Consider the following 23444-nt stretch of genomic DNA (forward strand, 5'->3'; position numbering starts at 1 on the left):
CCGCCCGCCGGATCAATCCCAGTGCAGGAGTTCGGCGGTGGACAGGCGGCCCGTGGGTATCGCGGAAGGCGAGGAAATCGCGGCCGGATAGCCGATGGCCACCGCATGTCCGGGCCGCCAACCGGCGGGCAGATTCAGCAGTGCGGCGACCCGGGACACATTGGGCTCGGGGTGAAACGTCGTCGGGCAGGTGCCCAATCCGAGCTCCTGCGCGGCCAGGCAGATCGACTGGGTGATGCGTCCCATATCGAAAACCGTGTCGGAGAAGCTGTTCTCCACCGAGGCGAGCACCAGCACCACGGGCGCCGACGCCAGATGCACGGCGTAGGCGCCGCAGCGGCTCAATTCGTCCAGTTTCACCGGATCGGTGACCGCGACGAACCGCCACGGTTGACGGTTGCGGGCCGAACCGGTCCAGCGGGCCGCGTCGACAATCTGCTCGATGAGTGCGCGCGGCACCGGGTCGGGCCGGTATCGGCGGACAGCGCGCAGCGCTTTCAGCGATCGGTGCACCGCGGGAATCCTACTGGCGGACAATCCGAGGAGATGAACCCCCGCGCCCGGCGGGTTCGGCGACGTCACCGAGGATGACGAAATGGCAGCGCTGCATGCGGCTTTCGAGCAACTCATCGACACCTACTGCGCGGCCTGGAGCGAGAGCGATCCCGCTCGCCGGCGCGCGGTCCTCGAGAAGGTGTGGGCTCCCGACGCCACCTACACCGATCCCACGGTGCACGTCACGGGCCTGGACGGGTTGCTTGCCCACATCGAGACCGTCGCGGCCCGCCGCCCCGGTGCCACCGTGCTGCGGACCAGCCGCGTCGACGCCCATCACGACCTGGCACGCTTCGCATGGCATGTGGTGCAGGCGGACGGGACGGCGCTGCCGGACGGCTTGGACCTCATCGAATTCACCGACGACGGACGAATCCGCCGTGTGATCGGGTTCTTCGGACCGCTCTGAGCGACCTACGCCGCGACGGGCCGGGTGCGCCGCCAGGCATAGACCAGGAAGGCGATCAAGCCCAGCAGCGGAAGGCTGCTGAGGGTCCAGCTGAGCGCGAGGGGCGGACCGGGCTGAGGGAGAACCGCCAGGTCACGCAGTTCGCCTTCACCGCGCCCCTGGGGACCGTCGATGGTGAAGCGGAAGATCCACGTGCCCTCCTTGTCCAGCGACCGGACGTCCAGGCCCCAGACATCGCGTTTGCGGGGATGGCGGGAGAGCGGTTCGCCGTAGCGGGTCTTGCCATTGGGCAGGACCTCGGTGAGCGTCCCGGACTTGTCGGCGATGCCGCCGTCGGGGATGAAGGTGAAGTCCAGCGATTGCAATGCGCGCACGGGCCATTCGCTGAAACCGATGGTGAGACCGTACGGGCCGGCCTGCACGCGTTCGGTGTGCACGATATTGACGGGTTCGTAGGCGGATGCGGTGCCGGTCGTGGCCGTCAGGACAGTAATGAGGGCCAATACCGTTGCGGCGGTGGAGAACAAGCGTGTGATCATGCCCGGACCTCCGTGTTCGGGGCGGTCAGGCGCAGCATGTCGCCGAAACGGCGGCCGAGGAATCCCGCGAGGGCTCCGAGCACGGCCGCGGCGACTACGGTGGCGATGGTGATCGCCGCGGGCTCGAGGCGCGAGTCGTAGATGATGACCCGTTGCACCGGGGCCAGGGCGGCGATGATCGCGCCGCCGCACGCACCGGCCAGCGCCGGAAGCAGACGCGTGCCACCGGCGGACCGGCGCACCAGCAGATCGATCACCAGGCCCACCGCGATCAAACAGAACGGGATCAGCGCCGGAGTCGCGGGAATCACCCGGATGTGTTCGCGCAGCGGCAATCCCACGTAATCGGCATACGTGCGCGCGGCCCACGGCGCGAACCACCAGAACACCGCCTGGATCGCCGAGGCGTACACCGCCACGATGGTCGCGCCGCCCCGCTGGAAGGCCGCGCCCACGACCAGCAGCAGCACGACCATGAACGCGGTGACGGCGACCGTCCAGCGGACATTGCCCACATTGAGCTGCTGCACGGCCAGCGCGGTGACCGTGCTGTCGGTCAGCAGCTGTGCGAGCGCGAACAGTGCGACCAGCCGTCCCCAGCGCTGGTCGCGCGCCGCGGCGAACACGATCACGATGCCCACCGAGATGACCGTGCTGGACAGGAACAATCCGATGTGCGGCGGGGAATCGATGACCGCGTCGAAGCCGTAGATACTGTGCCACCACAGATCCCACAGCCCGTACAGCAGGAACGACGCCGCGCCCAGGGCGGCGACCATATAGCCCAGCGGTGCGGTGAAGGTCCGGCCGAAGACGCCGATACCCGGGCCGCCGAGCGCGCCGTCCACCCGCCGTCCCGCCCGCGCTGCCGCCGTGGTCGCGAGAATGACCGCGAGACCGGTGAATCCGGCGACGGCCGCGCTCGCGTAGATGAACAGGTGCGGGAGCGTGAAGAAGGTGTCCGGGCCGACATCGGAGTGCCACTGGATATCCCACGTGGAGCCGATCCCGAACGTCGTGCTCGCAATGAGCAGAATGGCTGCGGGCAGCCACGGGCGCAGCGTGAACGGCGCGGCCGCGTCCGCGGTGCGGCCACGGCCGTCAGCGGTGAGATCCATGCTGTTCCTTTCCTCGATTCGATTGGCCTGCACGTCAGTTGGCCTGCACGGAGAAGGTGGCGCTGCCCGAACCCTGCGGTCCCGACAGGTGCACGGCGATCTCCCACTGCCCCGGCATGGGCAGGTTCACGGTGGCGCGATAGTGGCCGGGGGTCACGGTCTCGGCGATGCCGGGCGGGACGGCATGGCCCATCTGCGGCATGGCGGGCTCCACCGACACCTTGTCCGGGGTCGCGGAAACGCCCTGCTGGTCGGTGATTTCGATCTCGACGGTGTTGTCTCCGGTGCGCGGCGTGCCGTCGGCGACCGTCAGCTGGACGAGATAGGGGCCCGCGGTCATGCGCGGCGCGGATTTGCCGGTCGTGCCCGGCCACAACCACCAGGCCGCCACCACTATCACGACGAGAACCGCGGCCACGAGGAGTATCCGGCGCGTGATGACCGTGCCTCCGCTGCGAGGAGTGTCCGGCGCGGTCATCGGGCTGCTCCCGCGCGGACATCGATAGTGGCCGGCACCGTCAGCACCGAATAGCCGCGCTCGGCCTGCACCCACACCAGATAGCGGCCGGGCAGTGGAAACGTGAAGGTGAACGGGACATTCGGGCCGTAGGCGGCGACCGTTTCGTCGGGTGGCTGCCCGCCCGTCGGCGGCATGGGCGTCATGGCATGTGCGTGCGCCCAGATCGGAGCGGTCTGCGCGGCCGTCCCCGGCGCGACTCCGGCGGGCAACGGGCCGACCGCGATGAGATGGCCGAGCATGCCGAGCCACGGCTGGAGGTCGGCCGCACCGCCGAATTTCGCGGTGAGCGTGGTGGGTTCGCCCGCGACCGGGTCCCCGATGACCAGCTCCGCCCCGGGCGGTGTGGGATCGGCTGTGCCGGGCGGCGTTTCGCTGGTGATCGATACCGAGGATCGCAGCAGTTGCAGGCCGCCGCCCCGGCGGGCGATCTCGGCGGCGATCGCGTACTCGCCGGATTCCGCACCGCCCAGGCCGACTCGGAACTCACCGGGTGCGGTGCGAATGGGATGCCGGTGCCACAGGCGGCCGGAGGGGCCGACGACCATCAAATGCAGCAGCGCGTCATCAGTGACCAGCAGATCGTCCACCGGACGCCCGGTGGCCGAATCGGTCAGTGACAATCGGACCTCGGCGGGCCCACCGGCCCGCGGGTCGGCGCGCACGGTCATATTCACCGGTGGGCGCGAGTATTTCGTGGTCAGCGGCAGATCGACCTCCGGATACGGGTCGGCGACGGTATCCGACGTGGGATCCAGCAGACTGCCCGCCGCGCGCGGCGGCGGCGCGCTCGACGACAGCACCGCACCCGTCACCCCGACGCTGAACGCGGCGATCATCGCGCCCGTGGCGACCAGCGTCGGCCAGCCCCGCCGGGTCAGCACCGCACTGCCGAGCGCCACCAGCAGTAGCGCGCCCGCCGCGCAGAATCCACCGTAAGCGGCCCGCTCCCACGGGGTCACGACCGGCGCGGCGACCACGAAGGGGATGCGGGCCGTGCGCTGCCCATCGGAGACGGACAACTCCCACGGCCCCGCGTGCACCACCCGCAGCGTCGCCGGGTACGGACCCGGCCGGTCACCGAGTTCCACACTGGCGGACGATGTTTCACCGGCCCGATCGGACGGCGCGGCGGTGAGCGTGAGCATTCCCGCGGCCGTCCCGCTGTGCGCCACCACATCCACGCGCAACGGCCCGGGCACAGGCTGGGCCCGCCGCACGATGACCGTCAACTCCCGGTCGCCCAGCGATTGGGCGACCGAGAGATCGGCGCCGCTCGCCATCCCGTCGGCGCGCACCGGGGGAGCGGTCACCAGCGTCGCGCCGAGCACGAACGCGCCGAGCACACCCACCACCAGCCAGCCGCGCAAGCGAACGATCAAGGGCCACTGCATTATTCCGAAGGTACCGAAATCGCGGCGGCCAGAAATCCGACCTGCGGAGGATGCCGGAATGGGGGCTTACCAGGGTAAGGTCCGGCTCCGGCACGCTCGAGTGTGGTCCCGGCGCCCTGTTCAGGGAGTGATCTGCTGACCGCTGAGCAGACCGCGCCGGGCCTCGTCGACGGCGTCGGGCCAAGCCCCCGCTGCCAGCTCGGTGACACCGGATGCGCCCATGAAGGCGCTCGAAACAATGACCTCCGGGTTCAGTTCGGCGAGCACATCGAGGGCCTCCAACAGCGACTCCCGGTTGCTGTGGCCTTCGATATACCCGGCCCACCAGCCGTTTTCGCCCCGCACGATGGTGTCGCCGGTGAACAGATGGCGGCGGCCGGAGATGGTGGCGAGATAGACGGTGCTGCCCGGCGTATGTCCGGGAACCGGAATGACCTGCATATCGCCCAGGGCTGTATGCCGTTCGGTGAACGGATCGTCCACCGAGGTGGTCTCGACCAGGTGCGCCTCGGACCCGTGAATATGCAGCTTCGCACCGAACCGCTGCTTGACCGTGGCCAAGGTCGAGGTGATCTCGTCCTGATGGCTCAGATACTGATGGGCGACGCCACCCAGCTCGGCCATCCGGTCCAGCTCGCCGGCCAGCGTGGTGTTGTAGAACAGCACATTGCCGTCCGGGCGAGTCCACAGATAGGCGCGGGTGGTCAGCCCCGGAAACGGGTTCTCGGTCTCGGTGACCCACAGGTCGGAGGAGATCTGCTCCATGGTGTGCTCCTTCCCCGGTGGCCTCACGGCCACGGATTTCGCTGTCACCGATAAGGCGCGAGATGCGATCCAGCAATGCGAGATCCGCGCGATCGTGCCCAGCCGCGGCCCGTTCAGAGCGCCCAGCGAACCTCACGCGTTGGCTGATAGCGGCACACCAGGCCGAGCGAAACGCAGGCACGTAAGTGCTCGCCCAGCTCGGGATGCCCGTTATCGATGCGGCGCAACGTGTCCCGAATGCGGGCCGACACGGTTTTGCGCGCCCGTTCACCCTCATCGCCGAGCTTCCGGGTCCGCCCGGCCAGCCCAGCGGCCCGCCGCAGCTCATCGAGCAGCGCGGCCCGCTCGGTATCGAGTTCGGCGGCATACCGGTCGTCATCGCGCGCGGTGGCCCGTTCGATCTCCTCGTCCAGCCGCCGCAGACGGCGGCGATACTCGGCCTTGGCCCGCTCATCGAGCACAGTGTCCGCACCGAATCGCCGAGCCGCCCGCGAGGTGTCCTCGACACCGCCGAGCAATTCGAGCGCCGCGACATCCTGCCCCGGATGCGACAACAACATGTGCAGATCACGCAACCCCTTCGCATCCGGCAGATGCAGAGTCCGTCCCGCAAACCGCAACGTCCACACCGCGTCATCGAGGCGAAAGACATTGTGATCCGGCTCGATCCCGGAATGCGCACGCAACGCCGCCGCCCGCACCGGCGACGCCACCCCGGAATCCAACCGCGCCAGTTCACGTTCCGCTGCGGCCGCCCACGGGCCCGCCCGCAGCCGGCGCGCGGCGGCAATCGCCGAGGTGAATTCCGATGCGGCGGTGGCAACATCGCCCTCCGCCGCAGCGATGCGCCCGAGCCAATAAGAGTACGGCCCGTACACCGCGCCCCCACCCGCCACGACCGCCCACAGCTGCCCCAACGGCTCCAGCACCTTCCGCACGCCGACCCGCAACCCGGAATCATCCAGCACGACAGCCGCATACGCGAGCGCCACCAACGGGCCCGCATGAAAATGCCGCGGATAGCTCTCGAGCAACGCCCACAACCCGTCCACCCCACCCCGCACACCCTCGAGATCCCCCCGCCGCGCAGCCCCAACCAACCGCGGCACGGCCGGATAAACCCCACCCAACTCGACATAACGCTCGAGAACGGTTTCCGCGTCGCTGTCCAGGGCATCGCCGGGGTTCTCCACGTACAGGGAGGCGGTCAGGGCGAGGACCCAGCGCTGTTCCAGCCACAGCGGCATGCGATCGACTTCCCCGATGCGTTCGCCCAGCGCGTACGCGGCGTCGATCGCTCGGGATGCCTCGTCGAAGCGCCCGGCCACGGTGGCGAGTGCCCCGGCGCGGGAGCGGGCGATGAATCTCGGCCGTGGGAGTCGCGTTCGCTCGGCGTAGGCCATGAAGTTCGCCTGTTCGGTGTGGGCGCGTGGGTCGCCGAGTTCGAGCAGGGCCGCAATGCGTAGGACGAAGCCTTGGACTCGCAGATCGTCGTCGCCGCTGCGATCGGCGACCGCGCGAATTTCCTCGGCCAGTGCGAGCCGCTGCTCAGCGGTGCCGGGCCGCCAGAGGGCGTCGTGGCGCGCCACCAAGCTGAGGCCCAACGCGTGATCGTCGGCCGAGGCCCGTGCCAGCCGGACGGCTTCGGCGCTCATGGTTTCCGCTGTTCGTGCCGAATCCGCGAGCTGCCGAGACCGTCCAGTGTGCACCCGGACCCGGCTCGCGGCGGCGAGCAGGCGCACCGCCAGTGGATCGGAGGGCGGTCGCTCACGGGTAAGCAGGCGATGGGCCTGGTCGACGAGTTCGATCTCTTGGTCGGCGCGGCGTTCCGGATCGGGCATGCCGAGTTCGTGCAAGCCGAGCGCGGCACGAGCGAACAGTTCGGGTTCGGAGTGTTCGCGGGCCAGACGCAGCACCTCCCGATAGGCGCGCCGCGCTTCGGTCAGATCACCGGCGTCGTGCGCGGCGGCGGCCAAGTCGAGGCCGATGCGCCCACGCTGCGCGAATTGTCCAAGGGGAACCAGCGATAGGGCACGGCGCAGATGCGCGGCGACCTCGCCCGCCGCCATGCGGCCGCATGCATCCGCCGCGGCCGCGAGCAGATATCGCAACGCCCGCTCATCCGCGACCGGGTCGCCCGAGTGCGCCGCCTGATACGCATGCTGTGCGAAATCGCCTGCGGTCGCGCCGGATACTTCGCGCGGCAGCCGCTCCAGCGCGGCCAGCACGCCTTCGTGCCGGACCCGCACCGCCGCCGGACTCACCCGCGCGAGCAGCGCCTCCCGAATCAGATCATGCACGAAAGCGAAACGCCCGTCACCGCGCGAATTCACCAGCCGCGCACGCACTGCCACGGCGAACGCGTCCGCCAAGTTGACCAGCACGTCCTGCCCGGCCGGCGGCCCATTCTCCCTTGGCGTGGGCGCAGTCTCCGCTGGCAGGGGCGCAACTTCCCTTGACGAGGGCGCGGCTTCCGTTGCCGCCGTCTCTGCTGCTGTGGGAGGGAACTCTCGTGCCGCAGGCGTGATCATTGCTGCCGCGGGAGCCTCTCTCGGTGCCGCGTGTGCGGCCTCCGTCGAGGCCGATGACTTCACCACGGCAGGTGCTGTCTCCGCTGGGAGCAGGGTTTCCTCCCCGGCAGGTGAATCCTTCACGGCGGCCTCGGTGTTCACTGCCGCCGCTGTCACCTCTGTCGCGGCGGCGACTACCGGGATCGCGAATTCCCGGCCCAGGAATGCCGCCGTGGTGAGCGCATCGAGCACTCGGTCCGGGAGAGGCGCCAATCGGGCTTCGAGTGTCTGTCGTACGCCCGGCGTGAGGGTTTCGATGGAGCCGCCGCTGTGCCACAGGCGTACGGCTTGTTCGGCCAGGAACGGGTTGCCGCCTGTGAGCGCGGAGATACGGGTGACCACCGTGGCGGGCAGCGGGCCCCCGGTCAGGTGTGCGGCCAATTCGCCGATCTGATCGGGGGTGAGGCCGGTCAGCTCGACGAGGCGCGCTGCCGCGGACAGTTCGGCGAAAGCTTCTCGCAGTGGGTGTTTTTCGGTGTCGACTTCGGTGTCTCGGATCGCCGCCACCAGGGCGATGCGCTCGAACCAGGAATGCCGGGCCACGAAGGTCAGCAGCTTGACCGATTCGGGGTCGGCGCGGTGGAGATCGTCGATGACGACGATCACCGGCCTTTGTTGCGCGGCAGCGCACAAGGCCGAGGTCACAGCGTCGCCAATGCGGAAGAGCATCGTGTTCGGCTGTGGCGCAACCGGCTGCGTGGTTCGGCGTGCCGATGTCGGGGGCGTCGCCGGATCACCGGTCAGGATGGCCAGGGCAGCTCCGGCGGCATTCGTGATCGCCGTCCACTGTCCCGGATCGCACTGGCCGCGCAGGCGGCGCAGGACCTGCATCCAAGGCCAGAAGCCGGGTACGCCCTCACCACTCCATGCCGTGGCCGTCAAAACCACTGCGTCGTGCTCGAATTCGCGAACGATCTCGGTGATGAGCGCGGTCTTGCCGATGCCGCCTTCGCCCGCGACCAGGATGAGCCCGCCATGGCTGGATACGGTGCGGCGCAACTCCTCACGCAGTACCGATTCCGCGTTCTCCCGGCCGATCAGCGGCACTCGCCCTCCTCGAAGCTGCTGTTCGCAGCCTATCGGAACGAGCCGTGCACGCGCCGACCCGATCGCCCGCGAATCGAACCCGCGAATATCGGCCCGCGGGAGCGCTCGCATCGGTAGTGTGTGCTCGTTCCACGTCCGGGATATGCGGTGGTCGGCGGGGGTTTTTGTCGTTCACCGCATGGAGCTCACTCGATGCTGGATCCCATCCCCGCCCGTGCCCCGCAGGCTCCGTTCGACGAGTTCGGTCCGCGCGTGCCGCTCTACACCCCGGAGTTCGCCGCCGATCCGCACCGGGCCTACCGGGAGATGCGGGCGCGGTTCGGGGCGCTGGCTCCGGTGGAACTGGCGCCCGGGATTCCCGCCACCCTGGTGCTCGGATATCGCACGGCGGTCCGCATTTTCAATGATCCGGAGCGTTTCCCGGCCGATCCGCGCGCCTGGCAGGAAGGGGTGCCCGCCGACTGCCCGGTGCTGCCGATGATGCAGTGGCGGCCGAATGCCCTGCGCAATGCGGGAAATCTGCACGCGCGCTATCGGCAAACCAATACCGCGGGCCTGACCGGCATCGATCGATACCGCCTGCAGGGCACCGTGGCGCGGGTCGCGGTGTCGCTGACCAATTCCTTCTGCGTTACGGGTTCGGCGGATCTGGTGCGCGACTACGCCTTTCCGCTGGCGTTCAAGGTGCTGAACCACCTGCTCGGCTGCCCGGCCGATATCGCCGGCCAGGCGGCGGAAGGCATGCGCGCCATCTTCGAAGGCGTCGGCGCGGGCAATGGCAACACACTGCTCATCGACGCCCTGCAGCGCCTGACCCTGCACAAGCGCGCCCAACCCGGCGACGACGTCACCACCCGCATGCTGCACCACCCCGCCGACCTGACCGACACCGAGATGGTGCATCAGCTGGCCACCCTCTACGGCGCGGGCATCGAGCCGCAACAGAACCTGATCGTCAACACCCTGCTGCTCAGCCTGACCGACGACCGCTTCGGCGGCGGCGTCCTGGGCGGCTCCCTCTCCACCCGCGACGCCCTCGACGAGGTCCTCTTCGACGACCCGCCCATGGCCAACTTCTGCATCAGCTTCCCCCGCCAGCCGATCCTCGTCGACGACCGCTGGCTTCCCGCCCACCAACCGGTCGTCATCTCCATGGCCGCCTGCAATACCGATCCGGAAATCCGCACCGGCCAGATCTCCGGCAACCGCTCCCACCTGGCCTGGGGCGCCGGCCCGCACGCCTGCCCCGCCAGCTCCCTGGCCTACCTCATCGCCCAGGAAGCCGTCGACCAACTCCTCGACGCCCTCCCCGAAATCCACCTGGCCGTACCGATCGGCGAATTGACCTGGCGCCCGGGCCCGTTCCACCGCGCCCTGACCGCCCTGCCCGTCACCTTCACCCCCTCCCCGCCACTGCCCGAGCCGATCTGATCGGACGACGAGTCATCCACGGTGCGGTGACCGGGGCAACGGTGAGCCCGGGTGCGGTCACCCTGCGCGGTCGAGACGGGGCCGCGTTATTCCAGCGCGGGTGAGCGCGCGGCGCTGCGCGGTGAGGTCGGCGTAGCGGGCGGGTGTGAAGGTTCCGAGGTATTCGGCCACGAGATTGCGGGTGCGCCGGGTGGGGACCCGCATGTCGGTGAGCAGCTCGTCGATGTGGTGGAGGACGTGCGGGCCGATGTGGAAGCCCTCGGAGCGGGCCGGGAACGCGTCGGACAGCCAGGACTGCACGTGATCGATCTCGGTGTTCATGTCGGCGGGATCGGGGAGCGCGAGGTCGCCGCCGAAGACATGGGACAGCCAGTGCGCGGAGATCTCCGAGGTGAGCTGGCAGGCCGTGGACGAGGCGTAGCCGACGAAGCCCAGCCGGGGTTCGGCGGGCGGGAGGATGTGACGGTAGAGACGAAAGCGACTGTCCTGCACGGCTTCGGCCGCGAGATCGGGTGTCAGGAACGGAAGCGTCCGGCGCCAGCCGGTGGCGAAGATGACGATATCGGCCTCGAGCCGGCCGCCGTCGGTCAAACGCACCTCGGTGTCCGTCCCGAAGGCCGCGATCGTGGTGCGGCGCAGGTCTATTCGGCCGCGGTGGGCCAGATCGTAGAACTCCGAGGCGAGGCCGGCGTTCTCCAGCCCGTGCGGCAGCTTCTGGTCGGGCACCATATTCGCGGGCATGCGTAGCAGCGTGCGCAAGAGCAGCCCGGCCGCCCACCAGTACAGGAGGGTGAGGCTCCGGCCGCGGCCGTGCAGGAACCGTTCGGCCCGGCTGAGCCGGTGGTAGGGCAGGAAGACTTCGAATTTCCGCCCCATCAGCACCCGGTCGGCGGGAATGCGGCCGGGGAACCAGCGCGGCGCCATCCAATGCGGCGTGCGGAACACCAGCGCGCAGTGCCGGGCGTGTTCGGCGGCCCACGCGGCGCAGTCCAGCGCCGACTTCCCGGCCCCCACCACCACGACCCGCTTGCCGTTGAACTGTTCCGCGCCATCGATCCGCGGCATATCGGGTTCGGAATAGATACCGGCGTAGACCACCACGAAGTCACAGGACAATTCGGCTCGCCCACGCGGGCCCAGAACCGTCACGGCGAACCCCGCCCCGTGCCGCGCCACCTCGACCACCTCTGTCGACAGCCGAATCAGCGGCTCGAGCCCGAACCTGGCGACATACGAGGCCAGGTACCCGCGCACCTGCTCGGCCGTCGGAAACACGTCCGCACCGCGGTCGTAGGGGTGGTCGGAGAAGGCGTAGGTGTCCCGAGAGTTGTTGGTACGCAAGCCGGGATAGGTGCGCGACGCCGCCCACACCCCACCGATCGCCGACTCCTTCTCCAGCACCATCACCTCGAACCCGTCCTGGCACAGCACTTTTGCCGTCACCAGCCCCGAGATGCCCGCCCCGACGACCACAACCCGCTTGCGTTCGACAACCACGCTTCCCCCTCGCGTCGAAATACCTCGAAATGGTATCCCGCGCGGCGGCAGCGAGGATCTCAATCCGAACGGGTGGTCATTCAGCGGCTTCCTCGGCGATGTAGTCCTGGTATTCGCTCGCGGAGAGCAGGCCGCCCGTCGCGCTCGGGTCCGCCATGGTGATCTGTGCCAGCCAGCCGTCGCCGTAGGGGTCCTCGTTGATCTGCTCCGGGTCGGACTGGAGGGTGTCGTTGGTGGCGGTGACCGTGCCGGCGACGGGCATGTATATCTCGGAGACCGCCTTGACCGATTCGACCGATCCGAAGGGCTCGCCGGCGTCGTAGGTTTCACCGATCTTCGGGAGCTCCGCGAATACGCAGTCACCGAGCTGTCGTTGTGCGTAGTCGGTGAGGCCGATGATGGCTTGATCGCCTTCCAGGCGGAGCCATTCGTGATCCTTGGTGTAGCGCAGCTCGTTCGGAATGGTGGTCATGGCGAACTACCTCCCACTGGCAGCTGCTCGGATCGCGGAAGTGGTCGTAGGCGGAGAGCTGCCCTGACACCCGGGGCCGAAACCAGTGTGACAGAAGCGGTTCGGCGACATGCCGGAAAGTTCACGGCGGTGTGCACGGTGTCGTGTCGCCGCTCGCGGGGCCGTGTCGCGAGTGACCACGAAATCGCCTCCGGGCAGTGACCTGCGCCACGGCCGGGGCGCGTCACCGCAGGACCGGGGCGGGAGGCGGTGCCGCGTCCGGTAACGGGAGGTGTGCTCGATTCGGCTTCCGAGTGTTCACGCCGGTAAAATAAGTGGTTCTTGTGTGCCTGCCGACGGCACAATCGAATGGTTTGTCACCACCGATATCGAGGAGACCCTTGTGATCACCGCGACCGACCTGGAGGTCCGGGCCGGAGTCCGCACTCTGCTGACGGCGCCGGGCTCGGCGCTGCGGGTGCAGGCCGGCGACCGGATCGGCCTCGTCGGCCGCAATGGCGCCGGCAAGACCACCACGCTGCGCATCCTCGCCGGTGAGGGCGAGCCGTATGCGGGCAAGGTGATTCGCTCCGGGGATCTCGGCTACCTGCCGCAGGATCCGCGCGAGGGCGATCTCGATGTGCTCGGCCGCGACCGGGTGCTGTCGGCGCGCGGTCTGGACAAGCTGATCCGCGATATGGAGAAGCAGCAGGCCATCATGGCCGAGGTCGCCGACGACAAGGAGCGCGAGCGGGCGGTCCGCAAGTACGGCCAGCTCGAGGACCGCTTCTCCGCCCTGGGCGGCTATGTCGCCGAGAGCGAGGCGGCCCGCATCTGCAACAGCCTCGGCCTGCCCGATCGCGTGCTCGCCCAGCCGCTGCGCACCCTCTCCGGCGGTCAGCGCCGCCGTATCGAGCTGGCGCGCATCCTGTTCGCCGCCTCCGACGGCAGCGGCGGCAAGTCCGACACCACGCTGCTGCTCGACGAGCCCACCAACCACCTCGACGCCGACTCCATCAACTGGCTGCGCGGGTTCCTGCAGAACCACGACGGCGGCCTCATCGTCATCTCCCACGATGTCGAGCTGCTGAACGACGTCGTCAACAAGGTGTGGTTCCTCGATGCCGTGCGCGGCGAGGCCGACATCTACAACATGGGCTGGAAGAAGTACCTCGACGCCCGCGCCACCGATGAACAGCGCCGCGTCCGCGAGCGCGCGAATGCCGAGAAGAAGGCGTCCGCGCTCAAGCAGCAGGCCGCCAAGCTCGGCGCCAAGGCCACCAAAGCCGCTGCGGCGCACCAGATGGTCAAGCGCGCCGAGCGCATGCTGGCCGAGGCCGACGAGGTGCGCGTGGCCGACAAGGTGGCGCGGATCAAGTTCCCCGAGCCCGCGCCCTGCGGCAAGACGCCGTTGCTGGCCACCAACCTGACCAAGCTCTACGGGTCGCTGGAGATCTTCACCGGCGTGAACCTGGCCATCGACCGGGGCAGCCGGGTGGTGATCCTGGGCCTCAACGGTGCGGGCAAGACCACCATGCTGCGGCTGCTGGCCGGGGTGGAGACCCTGACCGCCGGGCAGATCGATCCGGGCCGCGGCCTGAAGATCGGCTACTTCGCCCAGGAGCACGACACCCTCGACGATCAGGCCACGGTCTGGGAGAACATCCGCCACGCCGCGCCCGATGCGGGCGAACAGGATCTACGCGGCCTGCTCGGTGCGTTCATGTTCTCCGGCCCGCAGCTGGATCAGCCCGCCGGAACCCTCTCCGGCGGTGAGAAGACCCGCCTGGCGCTCGCCGGACTTGTCTCTTCTGCCGCGAATGTCCTTCTTCTGGACGAGCCCACCAACAACCTCGACCCGATCTCGCGCGAACAGGTCCTCGACGCCCTGCGCTCCTACGCGGGCGCGGTCGTCCTGGTCACCCACGACCCGGGCGCGGCCGAGGCCCTCAATCCCGAACGCGTGATCATGCTGCCCGACGGCACCGAAGATCACTGGTCGCAGGATTATCTGGAGCTCATTCAGCTCGCCTGAGACGCATCCGTCGTCCGCGGTATCGCCGACCGCGATGCCGCGGACGACATCGCTGTGATGCCGTGGACGACACTGCGCGGGTTGCGGTGCCCCGACGCCGATTTCGCGAACCGCGCAGTCTCCGTGATTCTCATCACAACATTTCGTTGATCACAGCCATCCGAGTATCTAACCTGGAATAAGGCGCCCACGGCGACTCGGAGGAAGTCATGAGTGACAGGCCCGGACAGGGTAAAGCCGTATTGGGGAAGGGCACGCGCGTGACGGGAAAGTCGCGAGACCGCCTGCAATCCCAGTTGAAGAAGCAATACGAGGCGGGGGCGAGTATCAGGTCCCTGGCCCGGGAGACCGGGCGGTCGTACGGCTTCATCCACAATGTGCTGGTGGAGTCGCATGTGCAGCTCCGCAGCCGCGGTGGGGCCAATCGGCGGAAGTCCACCGCCAAGGCGAGCAGCAAGTAGGCTCGGTCCCCCTGAACTTGCGGCGAGAATCGTTGGACACTCCGCGATTTCGCGCGCCGCGAGGCGGTGTTCGGACGGCGGTCGATCGTGTGCGTGCGGCGGCGAACGGGTGCCTGCGCCGATATCAGTGCGGCACGGTGCCGTCGCCGAACACCAGTAGGTTGGCCAGGCTCTCGAAAATCGGCAGCCCGGTTTTGATTTCCAGATAGGCGAACTGCCCCTGCGGGTTCACCTCCAGGAACCAGAACTCGCCGTCGCGGCCGACCCGCAGATCCAGCACACCGAAGGCCAGTCCCAGCGTGCCCATCAGGGTGGTCAGGGATTTGCTCACCGAGGCGGGCAACCGGTCGGCGGTGAAGGCCACCGAGGTGTCCAGGCGCGAATCCACGCGTCCCACACCGGCTTGCGAATCGATTCGCACCACCCACTCGATGCCGTCCACCCACACTATGCGCAGATCGCATTCGGCGTGGATGTAATCCTGGAAGATGGTGGGGGAGTTGCGGATCGTGGGCAGCCGGGCGATATCGGCCGCGGTCACGATGCGCGTCTCGGTGAACGCGCCGCGCCCGGTGCCGGTGCGCTTGTAGACCACCGGACCGGGGCGCGACTCGAGGAAGGCGCGCGCCTCCTCGACATCATTGGTGATGAGCGTTTCCGGCACCGCGAAACCCGCCCGATAGGCCGTCTCCAACTGCACGATCTTGCGATTGGCGGTGCGGTCGGCGCCCGGATCGTTGACCCACAGCGCGGGCATCGACCACAGCAGCCCCTGCAGGAACCCGTCGCATTCGGCCTGCCGGTAGGCGTCGTCCTCGCCGCTGGCCCCCAGCGGCACCCGGCACGGCTGCGGCCGGCGCCACCACACCGCGGTGACATCGTCCAGGCCCAGTACATGGGACAGGCTGCGGGCGGTGCCGTCGCGGCCCAGCCGGAAAGTGCCGTTCTCGCGCGGGAAGTCGCGCATATCGAGTCGAATCGGGCTGTGCGCGTGCACCTTGCGCAGGGTGGCGGCGAGGGCGTCGCCGTGCAGGTCGTCGGCTTCGGTGACCATGAGCACCGATCCCGTTGTGCGGGCGGCCATGCGGGAACTCAGTCCAGGCTGTCGCAGGCGGCGCCGTCGTCGCTACCGTGCTGCGAGCGGGTCTGGCAGCAGGTCATGGTGGCGCCGCCGATACCGGGGCGCGTGGTCAATTCCAGTGCGCGCGCCCAGATTTCGGTGAGCTCCCGTAATTCCTCGTCGCCGCGGGCGGGGGTGTGGTCCTGCGGAATGGTCAGCGGGCGGTCGACGAGCTCGATGCGCCGGGGGACGGTGAAATCGGCGGTGGCGCCGGTGCGCACCCGCACCAATACCGGGCGGCCCTCGCAGAATCCCTGCGTGGACTCAATTTCCCAGTCGGTGAGATCGATGATGTCGGCGCGGCGGAAGGTCCAGGTGCCGTCGCTGACGCGCACGCTGATATGCCGGTCGGTGGCGGCCACGAGGTAGCCGGATAGCGGTGGGGCGATGCCTGCGACACTGGTCCAGGCAGGTGGGCGGAGGGCGCCGGTCATGCTGAACTCCGATCTGCTCGGGATTTGCTACGAGGCCGAGCGTGATCTGAATCATATCCCCTGACCGGGGGAGTCCGGTTCGCAACGAAAGATTTCCGCTACTCCGGCAAACTCTGCCGGAGTCCCGGAAACCGCTACGGCCGAAAGTTTTTCGACGGCCCTCGCGCGCGGCTAGAGGCCGAGCACCTCGGGGGAGTCCGACAGCGAGCGGAACACCTCGGCCGGATTCGGAACGAGCTTGCGCGCCTTCAGATCCATGAGCCCGAGCACGACGTCCACCTGCGCGGACAGGGTGCCGTCCAGTTTGGTGATCTGCTGGTGCAGCTTGAAGACCTTGCCGCCCGCCCACTCGAATTCGCAGCTCACGGTGACTTCATCACCCAGATGCAGTTCGCGGAAATACTTGATGTTCGTTTCCAGGACAACCGGTCCGACGCCACCGGCCACCAGCTTCTCGCCCGGGGCGCCGCTCGAGCGCAGCAGTTCCCACCGTGCGTGTTCGGCGTACTGCAGGTACACGGCCTGGTTCAGATGGCCATTGATATCGAGCTCATAACCGCGCACGGTGACGGGGACGGAGAAAACCATACAACCACCAACCTGTCGTCCGGGGGCGTCCATTCCTCATTTTCCGTGGTCTACGGCACAATTCCGGCGATTGCCAGGCTACCCCCGGCAATTCCGGTCGCGGACGCATTGCCCCGGGTTGGCGCGAGGTTGGCCGGAACATTACCGCCGGTTCGCATTGCGCTCGGCCCACCAGTGCGGGGCATCCACGAAATGATTGTCGAACTCCTCCTGCGAGGCCGCCAGATCCTCGAACGTGGCCTCGCCCTTCCCTATCCGATCCAGCAGCCGGAAGTATTCGAAGCGCTCCACGCCCGGCATGAGCGCGATCATGATCTTCGCCGCGCTGTCGGGCGTCGCGCCGAAGGCGTGCGGCATGAACTTCGGCACCACGATCGACCCGCCCGCGCCCACCGTGACGATGCGATCGCCAGCGAGTAGCTGGAGTTCTCCCTCGGCCACATAGAACAGCTCGTCCGACTTCGTGTGATAGTGCGGCGCAGCCCCATCCGCGCCCTGGGCCATGGTGACCTCGAGTGTGCTGACCGTCCCGCCGGCCTCGTTGGAATCAATGAGCAGGCGCACGCGGGCATTCTCGTTCCCGAGGGTCTCGGCCGCGTGCGGCTGACGGATGGCGACCTGGCGAGCGGTGATGTTCATGGCAAGCTCCGAATTATTCGGTGGTTGATAGTTCGCTGTCGAATTATACGGCATCGAATAGAATCCTGTCCATGGGTGAGATGACGACGGATGCGGTAGACGCCATCGCCGCACAGTGGCGGCACGAACGACCGGACCTGGACCTCGAGGCCATGGCCATCATCGGCCGCCTGGGCCGGCTCTCGGTCGTCGCGGGCAAGGAGATCGAGGCGGTCTTCACCGCCCACGGCCTGCAACGCGGCGAATTCGACGTGCTCGCCGCGCTGCGCCGCTCCGGAGCCCCCTACGAGCTCAACCCGTCGGTCCTCGCGGAAACTCTCATGCTCTCCCGCGCCGGCATGACCGGCCGCCTGGACCGCCTCGAATCGGCGGGCCTGGTCCGCCGCGCCGCCGACGCGGGCGACCGCCGCGCCATCCGGGTGGCCCTCACCGACCGCGGCCTCGAACTCGTCGACCTGGTCGTCACCGAGCACACCGAGAACGAAACCCGCCTGCTCTCAGTGCTTTCCGCGAAGGACCGCAAGGAACTCGACCGCCTGACCCGCCTGCTGCTCGCCGACCTGGAGGGCCGGCAATAATGTGCGAGCTCGCCGTCAAGGCGTGACGACGAGCAAGTTGTCCCCGGCGAGGACGTAGGCGCGATGGGTCACCGGGTCGATCACGGTCGGCGTTCCCCGGCCCGTGGCACCGCCCAGGCACACCAGGTCCACGCTTGCTCCGCGGAGGGGATCGACGAGGGTGAGAAATCCGCTGGAGCACGTGCCCAGCGGGTCGAGCCCGTTCACATACGCGTTGGTCACATAGACGATTCCGGTCGAGGTGTCGAACGCGATGTCGTGGCCCAGCTTGCGGGAGCGCACGGTGGCGGTGACGGCGCGGGTGCTCAGGTCGACGATGGTCAGAACCGTGTTGTACGGCGTGATGGCGTCCTCGTGCGGATCATCGTTGGTCGCATACAGTTTGCCCGCGTGCACCGCGAGCCCGAGCGCGATCGTGTCGATGGTGCCGGTGCGCGTCCCGGTGACGCCGTCGAAGATCCACACCCCCGAATATCCGGAAACATAGACCGAGTGCGTGTCCCGATCGACCGCTATGGGACCCGGTGCGGCGTCGAGCGCGAATTCGCCGGTGACGGACCGGGTATCGAGATCGACAGCCACCACCGACTGCGGCGCGCCGTCGTCCCCGGCCGTGACATACACTGCGCGAAGCCCCGGATCGATCGCCATGGCGCCATTGGATTCCCGGCCCAGTGGCACGATGCCACCGGTCTGCCGCGTGACCGCATCGATCAGAACGAGGTGCCCCTTGCCCGCCCGATCGTTCACCGCCATGACCAGGGTGTGACTCCGCTCGTCGACAACCAGTCCCACGGCGGTCCAGTCATTCGCCGCGGCCGGAATCGTGCCCTGCACAGTGCTCGTGCCGAGATCGACGACCCGCACGGTGCCGTTCAGATCCGCGACGAACGCCGTACTCCCGTACAGGGCAAGGTGCTCCGGATTTTCTCCAACGGCAATGCTGTCGCTCACGTACGGCCGGGACAGCCCGCCGCCGTCGGCCGACAACGAAAGCTCCCGCGTCACCTCGATATTCGTCGCCGCAACCCCCGCGACCGCGAAGAGCACCCCGGCGGCGCCGACAATCACCCATTTTCGAAAACGGCTGCCCGGCAAACCATTCCCAGGTCGATACATTCTCTGCCTCTCACACCTTCTCTCCTCGCGGTGTGAATCCTATCCCGCGTGTGCGGGCGGGTTATCGGATGCGCTGGTAGGCCCAGGCGGTCCGGTAGCGGATCAGGAATCCGAGGAGGATCAAGGCGAGGAGGCCGCTGCCGAGGTCGGTGACGTAGGTGGCGATCAGTGCGAGGTCGCGGAGGCCGGTGGCGGGCCAATCGACGGCGAAGAAGCCGATGCCCTGGAACAACCAGGTGGGCAGCACAATCCAGAAGACCCAGGGCTTGTCCCGGACCGCTGCGATGCCGATCGCGTTCAGCAGGAGGAAGATGAATCCCACTGCGCGGTAGGCGAGTAGCCATTGGTCGACATCGGCGGGTTCGATGTCGGTGCGGGCCAGGAGGACTTCCGGGGTCACGTAGCCGAGGACGAGGGCGGTGCCGGCGGTGGTGGCGACCGAGTAGACCGAGGTGAGCCGCTGTAGCGGTTCGGTCCAGACGGTCGCCCGTGTGCCGCGCATTCTTCGACGCTAGCGGCGCTTTCCTGCCGGCGCGTCCGGGGAAACCCCGGAATCCGACCCCGAACCTACCGAACGCTCACTGTTTGCGGCGGATGGAGGCTTCGACGAGGTCGAGGACGGCGGAGAGGTTGTCGTTGGCGTGGCCGGAGGCTATGCGGGCGATGAGGCCGTCGAGGACGAGGTCGAGGTAGCCGAGCAGGACTTCGGTGGGGACGTCGTCGCGGAGGGCGCCTTCGGCTTTGCGCTTTTCGAGGCGGGCCACGGTGGCGGCGGTGAGTTCTTCGGAGCGCTGTTCCCAGTTGGTGCGGAAATCGGGATCGTTGCGCAGGCGGCGGGCGATTTCCAGGCGGGTGCCGAGCCAGTCGAAGTCTTCGGGGTGCGCGAGCATATCGCGCATGACCTGGACGAGGCCCTGGGTGGCGGCGACTTCGGCCATGCGGCCGGCGTCCTCCTGGGCGAGGGCCAGGAAGAGGGCGTCCTTGTCGCGGAAGTGGTGGAAGATCGCGCCCCGGGACAGGCCGGTCGCCTCCTCGAGGCGGCGGACGGTGGCGCCCTCGTAGCCGAATTCGGCGAAGCAGCTGCGTGCTCCGTCGAGAATCTGGCTGCGGCGGGCGGCGAGGTGGTCGTCACTGACCTTGGGCATGGACTCCTCCGAAACGGGGTGTGCGGGATTCCGCACCGGAAGCGTCCGGCGCGGAATCCCGCACGAGCGACGAGCGAAGCGATCCGGGCGGATCGCGCGGCGGGCACGGTGAAAACCGGTGCCCGTCACCAGGACTCGGCTGTGAAACAGCCCTTCACAGCCGAGCCGCGGTGTGTTCTTAGCCGCGAATCATATTGCGCAGCACGAACTGCAGGATGCCACCGTTGCGGTAGTAATCCGCTTCACCGGGGGTATCGATGCGGACCACCGCGTCGAAGACGACCTTCTCGCCGTTCTCCTTGGTGGCGGTCACCTTCATGGTCTTCGGAGTCACACCCTCGTTCAGCTTGGTGATGCCCTCGATATCGAAGACCTCGGTGCCGTCCAGGCCCAGCGACTTGGCCGACTCGCCCGCCGGGAACTGCAGCGGGACGACGCCCATGCCGATGAGGTTGGAGCGGTGGATGCGCTCGAACGACTCGGTGATGACGGCCTTGACGCCCAGCAGGCGGGTGCCCTTGGCAGCCCAGTCACGCGAGGAACCGGAGCCGTACTCCTTGCCGCCCAGCACGACCAGCGGGATGCCCGCGGCCTGGTAGTTCTGCGAGGCGTCGTAGATGAACGCCTGCGGGCCGCCGTCCTGGGTGAAGTCGCGGGTGTAACCGCCCGAGACGTCGTCCAGCAGCTGGTTGCGGAGACGGATGTTGGCGAAGGTGCCGCGGATCATGACCTCGTGGTTGCCGCGACGCGAGCCCAGGGAGTTGTAGTCCTTGCGCTCGACGCCGTGCGAGTCGAGGTACTGCGCCGCCGGGGTGCCCGGCTTGATCGGACCGGCCGGGGAGATGTGGTCGGTGGTGACCGAGTCGCCCAGCAGCGCCAGCACGCGCGCGCCCTTGATGTCCTCGACCGGGGCCGGCTCCATCTGCATGCCGTCGAAGTACGGCGCCTTGCGGACGTAGGTGGAGTTCTCGTCCCAGGCGAAGGTGTCGCCGGCCGGGGTGTTCAGGCCCTGCCAGCGCGCATCGCCCGCGAAGACGGAGGCGTAGGACTTGGTGAACATCTCCTTGTTGATCGCCGACTTGATGGTGTCGTCGATCTCCTGCGGGGACGGCCAGATGTCCTTCAGGAAGACGTCGTTGCCGTCCTTGTCCTGACCCAGCGCGTCGGTCTCGAAGTCGAAGTCCATGGTGCCCGCGAGCGCGTAGGCGATGACCAGCGGCGGCGAGGCCAGGTAGTTCATCTTCACGTCGGGGGAGATGCGGCCTTCGAAGTTGCGGTTGCCGGACAGCACCGCGGTCACCGACAGGTCGTTGTCGTTGATGGCCTTGGAGATCTCGTCCGGCAGCGGGCCGGTGTTGCCGATGCAGGTGGTGCAGCCGAAGCCGCCCACGTAGAAGCCCAGCTTCTCCAGGTACGGCCACAGGCCGGCCTTCTCGTAGTAGTCGGCGACGACCTGCGAGCCCGGGGCCATGTTGGTCTTGACCCACGGCTTGGACGCGAGGCCCTTCTCGACGGCATTGCGGGCCAGCAGGGCCGCGCCGATCATGACCGACGGGTTGGAGGTGTTGGTGCAGGAGGTGATGCCCGCGACCACGACGGCGCCGTGGTCGAGGACGAACTCGCCGCGCTCCGGATCGGAGACCTTGACCGGCTTGGACGGACGGCCGGTGTTGCCGTTCGCGGCGGACGGCAGGATGGCGTCGTCGTCGGCGAAGGACAGGGCGGCGGCATCGCTGGCCGGGAAGGACTCCTCGATGGCCTCGTCGAGGTGCGAGTGCGGGGTGACGGCGGCGGGGCCGGTCTCCGCATCGTTGGTGTAGTTGTGGATGTCCTTGCGGAAGGCGGTCTTGCTCTCCGCGAGCAGGATGCGGTCCTGCGGGCGCTTCGGGCCGGCGATGGACGGCACCACGGTGCCCAGGTCCAGCTCCAGGTACTCCGAGTAGGCCGGCTCGTTGTCGGCGTCGTGCCACATGCCCTGTTCCTTGGCGTACGCCTCGACGAGCGCGAGCTGCTCGTCGCTGCGGCCGGTCAGGCGCAGGTAGTTGATGGTCTCCTCGTCGATCGGGAAGATCGCGGCGGTGGAGCCGAACTCGGGGGACATATTGCCCAGGGTGGCGCGGTTCGCGAGGGGCACCTCGGCGACGCCCTTGCCGTAGAACTCGACGAACTTGCCGACCACACCGTGCTTGCGCAGCATGTCGGTGACGGTGAGCACGACGTCGGTGGCGGTGACGCCCGGCTTGATCTCACCGGTCAGCTTGAAGCCGACGACGCGCGGGATCAGCATGGAGACCGGCTGGCCGAGCATGGCGGCCTCGGCCTCGATGCCGCCGACGCCCCAGCCCAGCACGCCCAGGCCGTTGACCATGGTGGTGTGCGAGTCGGTGCCGACGCAGGTGTCCGGGTAGGCCTGGCCGTTGCGGACCATGACGGTGGGGGCCAGGTATTCGATGTTGACCTGGTGCACGATGCCCATGCCCGGCGGGACGACGCGGAAGTCGTCGAAGGCGCCCTGGCCCCAGCGCAGGAACTGGTAGCGCTCGGAGTTGCGCTCGTACTCCAGGTCGACATTGCGCTCGAGGGCGTCGGCGCGGCCGAAGACGTCGAGGATGACCGAGTGGTCGATGACCATGTCGGCGGGGGAGAGCGGGTTGACCTTGTTGGGGTCGCCGCCGAGGGCGGTGACGGCCTCACGCATGGTGGCGAGGTCGACCACACAGGGGACGCCGGTGAAGTCCTGCATGATCACGCGGGCGGGCGTGAACTGGATCTCGGTGTCGGGCTGGGCGTTGGGGTCCCAGTTCGCGATGGCGCGAATGTGGTCGGCGGTGATGTTCGCGCCGTCCTCGGTGCGAAGCAGGTTCTCCGCGAGGACCTTGAGGGCGTAGGGCAGCTTCTCGGTGCCGGGCACGGCCGACAGGCGGAAGATCTCGTAGGAGTTCTCGCCGACCTGCAGGGTGCCCTTGGCGCCAAATGTATCGATACTCGTCACGTTCAGCTCCACTCGTCTGTGAATGGTTGGCCACCGGCGG

General features: G+C 68.2%; 22 protein-coding genes. 5 read left to right on the plus strand and 17 right to left on the minus strand.

Translation table 11 applies throughout. The features are described from left to right. Positions 1-12: 12 nt before the first annotated feature. Entirely contained in the window at positions 13-513 is a 501-nt protein-coding gene (locus ACFVIV_RS21480; protein ID WP_379198901.1) for a nitroreductase family protein, read from the minus strand. A gap of 82 nt (positions 514-595) precedes the next feature. Between ACFVIV_RS21480 and ACFVIV_RS21485 the strand changes: the two genes are divergently transcribed. After that, complete coding sequence (locus ACFVIV_RS21485) at positions 596-964, plus strand: nuclear transport factor 2 family protein (RefSeq protein WP_379198903.1); 369 nt, start codon at positions 596-598, stop codon at positions 962-964. Positions 965-969: 5 nt separating this feature from the next. Here ACFVIV_RS21485 and ACFVIV_RS21490 read toward each other — a convergent pair whose 3' ends face one another. The 6 genes from ACFVIV_RS21490 to ACFVIV_RS21515 all read right to left on the minus strand — a co-directional run bounded on the left by ACFVIV_RS21490 (position 970) and on the right by ACFVIV_RS21515 (position 8914). Next, the gene (locus ACFVIV_RS21490) at positions 970-1503 is read right to left on the minus strand and encodes a hypothetical protein (RefSeq protein ID WP_379198905.1); all 534 of its coding nucleotides are present in this window, start codon (positions 1501-1503) and stop codon (positions 970-972) included. Next, a complete protein-coding gene (locus ACFVIV_RS21495) occupies positions 1500-2621 on the minus strand; it encodes a hypothetical protein (protein WP_379198907.1) in 1122 nt (373 codons plus the stop codon). The genes ACFVIV_RS21490 and ACFVIV_RS21495 overlap by 4 nt, the downstream gene beginning before the upstream one ends. Before the next feature lie 34 nt (positions 2622-2655). Further along, on the minus strand, positions 2656-3099 hold the full coding sequence (locus tag ACFVIV_RS21500; protein ID WP_379198909.1) for a FixH family protein: 444 nt from the start codon (positions 3097-3099) through the stop codon (positions 2656-2658). Continuing rightward, a complete protein-coding gene (locus ACFVIV_RS21505) occupies positions 3096-4532 on the minus strand; it encodes a hypothetical protein (protein WP_379198911.1) in 1437 nt (478 codons plus the stop codon). The genes ACFVIV_RS21500 and ACFVIV_RS21505 overlap by 4 nt, the downstream gene beginning before the upstream one ends. Positions 4533-4652: 120 nt before the next feature. Beyond that, positions 4653-5297 carry an MBL fold metallo-hydrolase gene (locus ACFVIV_RS21510; RefSeq protein ID WP_379198913.1) on the minus strand — a complete coding sequence of 215 codons (645 nt, stop codon included), beginning with the start codon at positions 5295-5297 and terminating at the stop codon, positions 4653-4655. Positions 5298-5410: 113 nt separating this feature from the next. Continuing rightward, the gene (locus tag ACFVIV_RS21515) at positions 5411-8914 is read right to left on the minus strand and encodes an AAA family ATPase (protein ID WP_379198915.1); all 3504 of its coding nucleotides are present in this window, start codon (positions 8912-8914) and stop codon (positions 5411-5413) included. Between the two features lie 192 nt (positions 8915-9106). Here ACFVIV_RS21515 and ACFVIV_RS21520 point away from each other — a divergent pair, with 192 nt between their 5' ends. After that, on the plus strand, positions 9107-10345 hold the full coding sequence (locus tag ACFVIV_RS21520) for a cytochrome P450 (RefSeq protein ID WP_379198917.1): 1239 nt from the start codon (positions 9107-9109) through the stop codon (positions 10343-10345). A 57-nt stretch (positions 10346-10402) separates the two neighbouring features. Here the strand turns inward: ACFVIV_RS21520 and ACFVIV_RS21525 are convergent, their stop codons facing one another. Together ACFVIV_RS21525 and gcvH are read right to left on the minus strand one after the other, a co-directional pair. After that, complete coding sequence (locus tag ACFVIV_RS21525; protein ID WP_379198919.1) at positions 10403-11842, minus strand: flavin-containing monooxygenase; 1440 nt, start codon at positions 11840-11842, stop codon at positions 10403-10405. A gap of 76 nt (positions 11843-11918) precedes the next feature. Next, on the minus strand, positions 11919-12314 hold the full coding sequence (gene gcvH, locus ACFVIV_RS21530; protein WP_379198921.1) for a glycine cleavage system protein GcvH: 396 nt from the start codon (positions 12312-12314) through the stop codon (positions 11919-11921). A gap of 382 nt (positions 12315-12696) precedes the next feature. Here gcvH and ACFVIV_RS21535 point away from each other — a divergent pair, with 382 nt between their 5' ends. Beyond that, a complete protein-coding gene (locus ACFVIV_RS21535) occupies positions 12697-14328 on the plus strand; it encodes an ABC-F family ATP-binding cassette domain-containing protein (RefSeq protein WP_379198923.1) in 1632 nt (543 codons plus the stop codon). Positions 14329-14537: 209 nt separating this feature from the next. After that, the gene (locus ACFVIV_RS21540) at positions 14538-14789 is read left to right on the plus strand and encodes a helix-turn-helix domain-containing protein (protein WP_067536715.1); all 252 of its coding nucleotides are present in this window, start codon (positions 14538-14540) and stop codon (positions 14787-14789) included. A 124-nt stretch (positions 14790-14913) separates the two neighbouring features. On the opposite strand, the gene ACFVIV_RS21545 is transcribed toward ACFVIV_RS21540, so the two are convergent. The 4 genes from ACFVIV_RS21545 to ACFVIV_RS21560 form a co-directional block, all read right to left on the minus strand. Further along, positions 14914-15873, minus strand: coding sequence for a hypothetical protein (locus tag ACFVIV_RS21545; RefSeq protein ID WP_379198925.1), 960 nt, complete (start codon positions 15871-15873; stop codon positions 14914-14916). 8 nt (positions 15874-15881) lie between these two features. Next, on the minus strand, positions 15882-16343 hold the full coding sequence (locus ACFVIV_RS21550) for a hypothetical protein (protein WP_379198927.1): 462 nt from the start codon (positions 16341-16343) through the stop codon (positions 15882-15884). 171 nt (positions 16344-16514) lie between these two features. Then, entirely contained in the window at positions 16515-16931 is a 417-nt protein-coding gene (locus ACFVIV_RS21555; RefSeq protein WP_379198929.1) for an acyl-CoA thioesterase, read from the minus strand. A gap of 141 nt (positions 16932-17072) precedes the next feature. Then, the gene (locus ACFVIV_RS21560) at positions 17073-17570 is read right to left on the minus strand and encodes a cupin domain-containing protein (RefSeq protein WP_379198931.1); all 498 of its coding nucleotides are present in this window, start codon (positions 17568-17570) and stop codon (positions 17073-17075) included. 71 nt (positions 17571-17641) lie between these two features. Here ACFVIV_RS21560 and ACFVIV_RS21565 point away from each other — a divergent pair, with 71 nt between their 5' ends. Beyond that, complete coding sequence (locus ACFVIV_RS21565; RefSeq protein WP_379198933.1) at positions 17642-18148, plus strand: MarR family winged helix-turn-helix transcriptional regulator; 507 nt, start codon at positions 17642-17644, stop codon at positions 18146-18148. 15 nt (positions 18149-18163) lie between these two features. Here ACFVIV_RS21565 and ACFVIV_RS21570 read toward each other — a convergent pair whose 3' ends face one another. The 4 genes from ACFVIV_RS21570 to ACFVIV_RS21585 form a co-directional block, all read right to left on the minus strand. Then, a complete protein-coding gene (locus ACFVIV_RS21570; RefSeq protein WP_379198935.1) occupies positions 18164-19219 on the minus strand; it encodes a YncE family protein in 1056 nt (351 codons plus the stop codon). A gap of 109 nt (positions 19220-19328) precedes the next feature. Beyond that, positions 19329-19769, minus strand: a complete 441-nt coding sequence (locus ACFVIV_RS21575; RefSeq protein WP_379198937.1) for a hypothetical protein — start codon at positions 19767-19769, stop codon at positions 19329-19331. A gap of 76 nt (positions 19770-19845) precedes the next feature. After that, complete coding sequence (locus ACFVIV_RS21580) at positions 19846-20412, minus strand: TetR/AcrR family transcriptional regulator (RefSeq protein ID WP_379198939.1); 567 nt, start codon at positions 20410-20412, stop codon at positions 19846-19848. 178 nt (positions 20413-20590) lie between these two features. Then, entirely contained in the window at positions 20591-23404 is a 2814-nt protein-coding gene (locus tag ACFVIV_RS21585) for an aconitate hydratase (protein ID WP_379198941.1), read from the minus strand. Positions 23405-23444 lie beyond the last annotated feature (40 nt).

It is taken from the genome of Nocardia sp. NPDC127526 (assembly GCF_042672265.1).
GTDB lineage: Bacteria > Actinomycetota > Actinomycetes > Mycobacteriales > Mycobacteriaceae > Nocardia.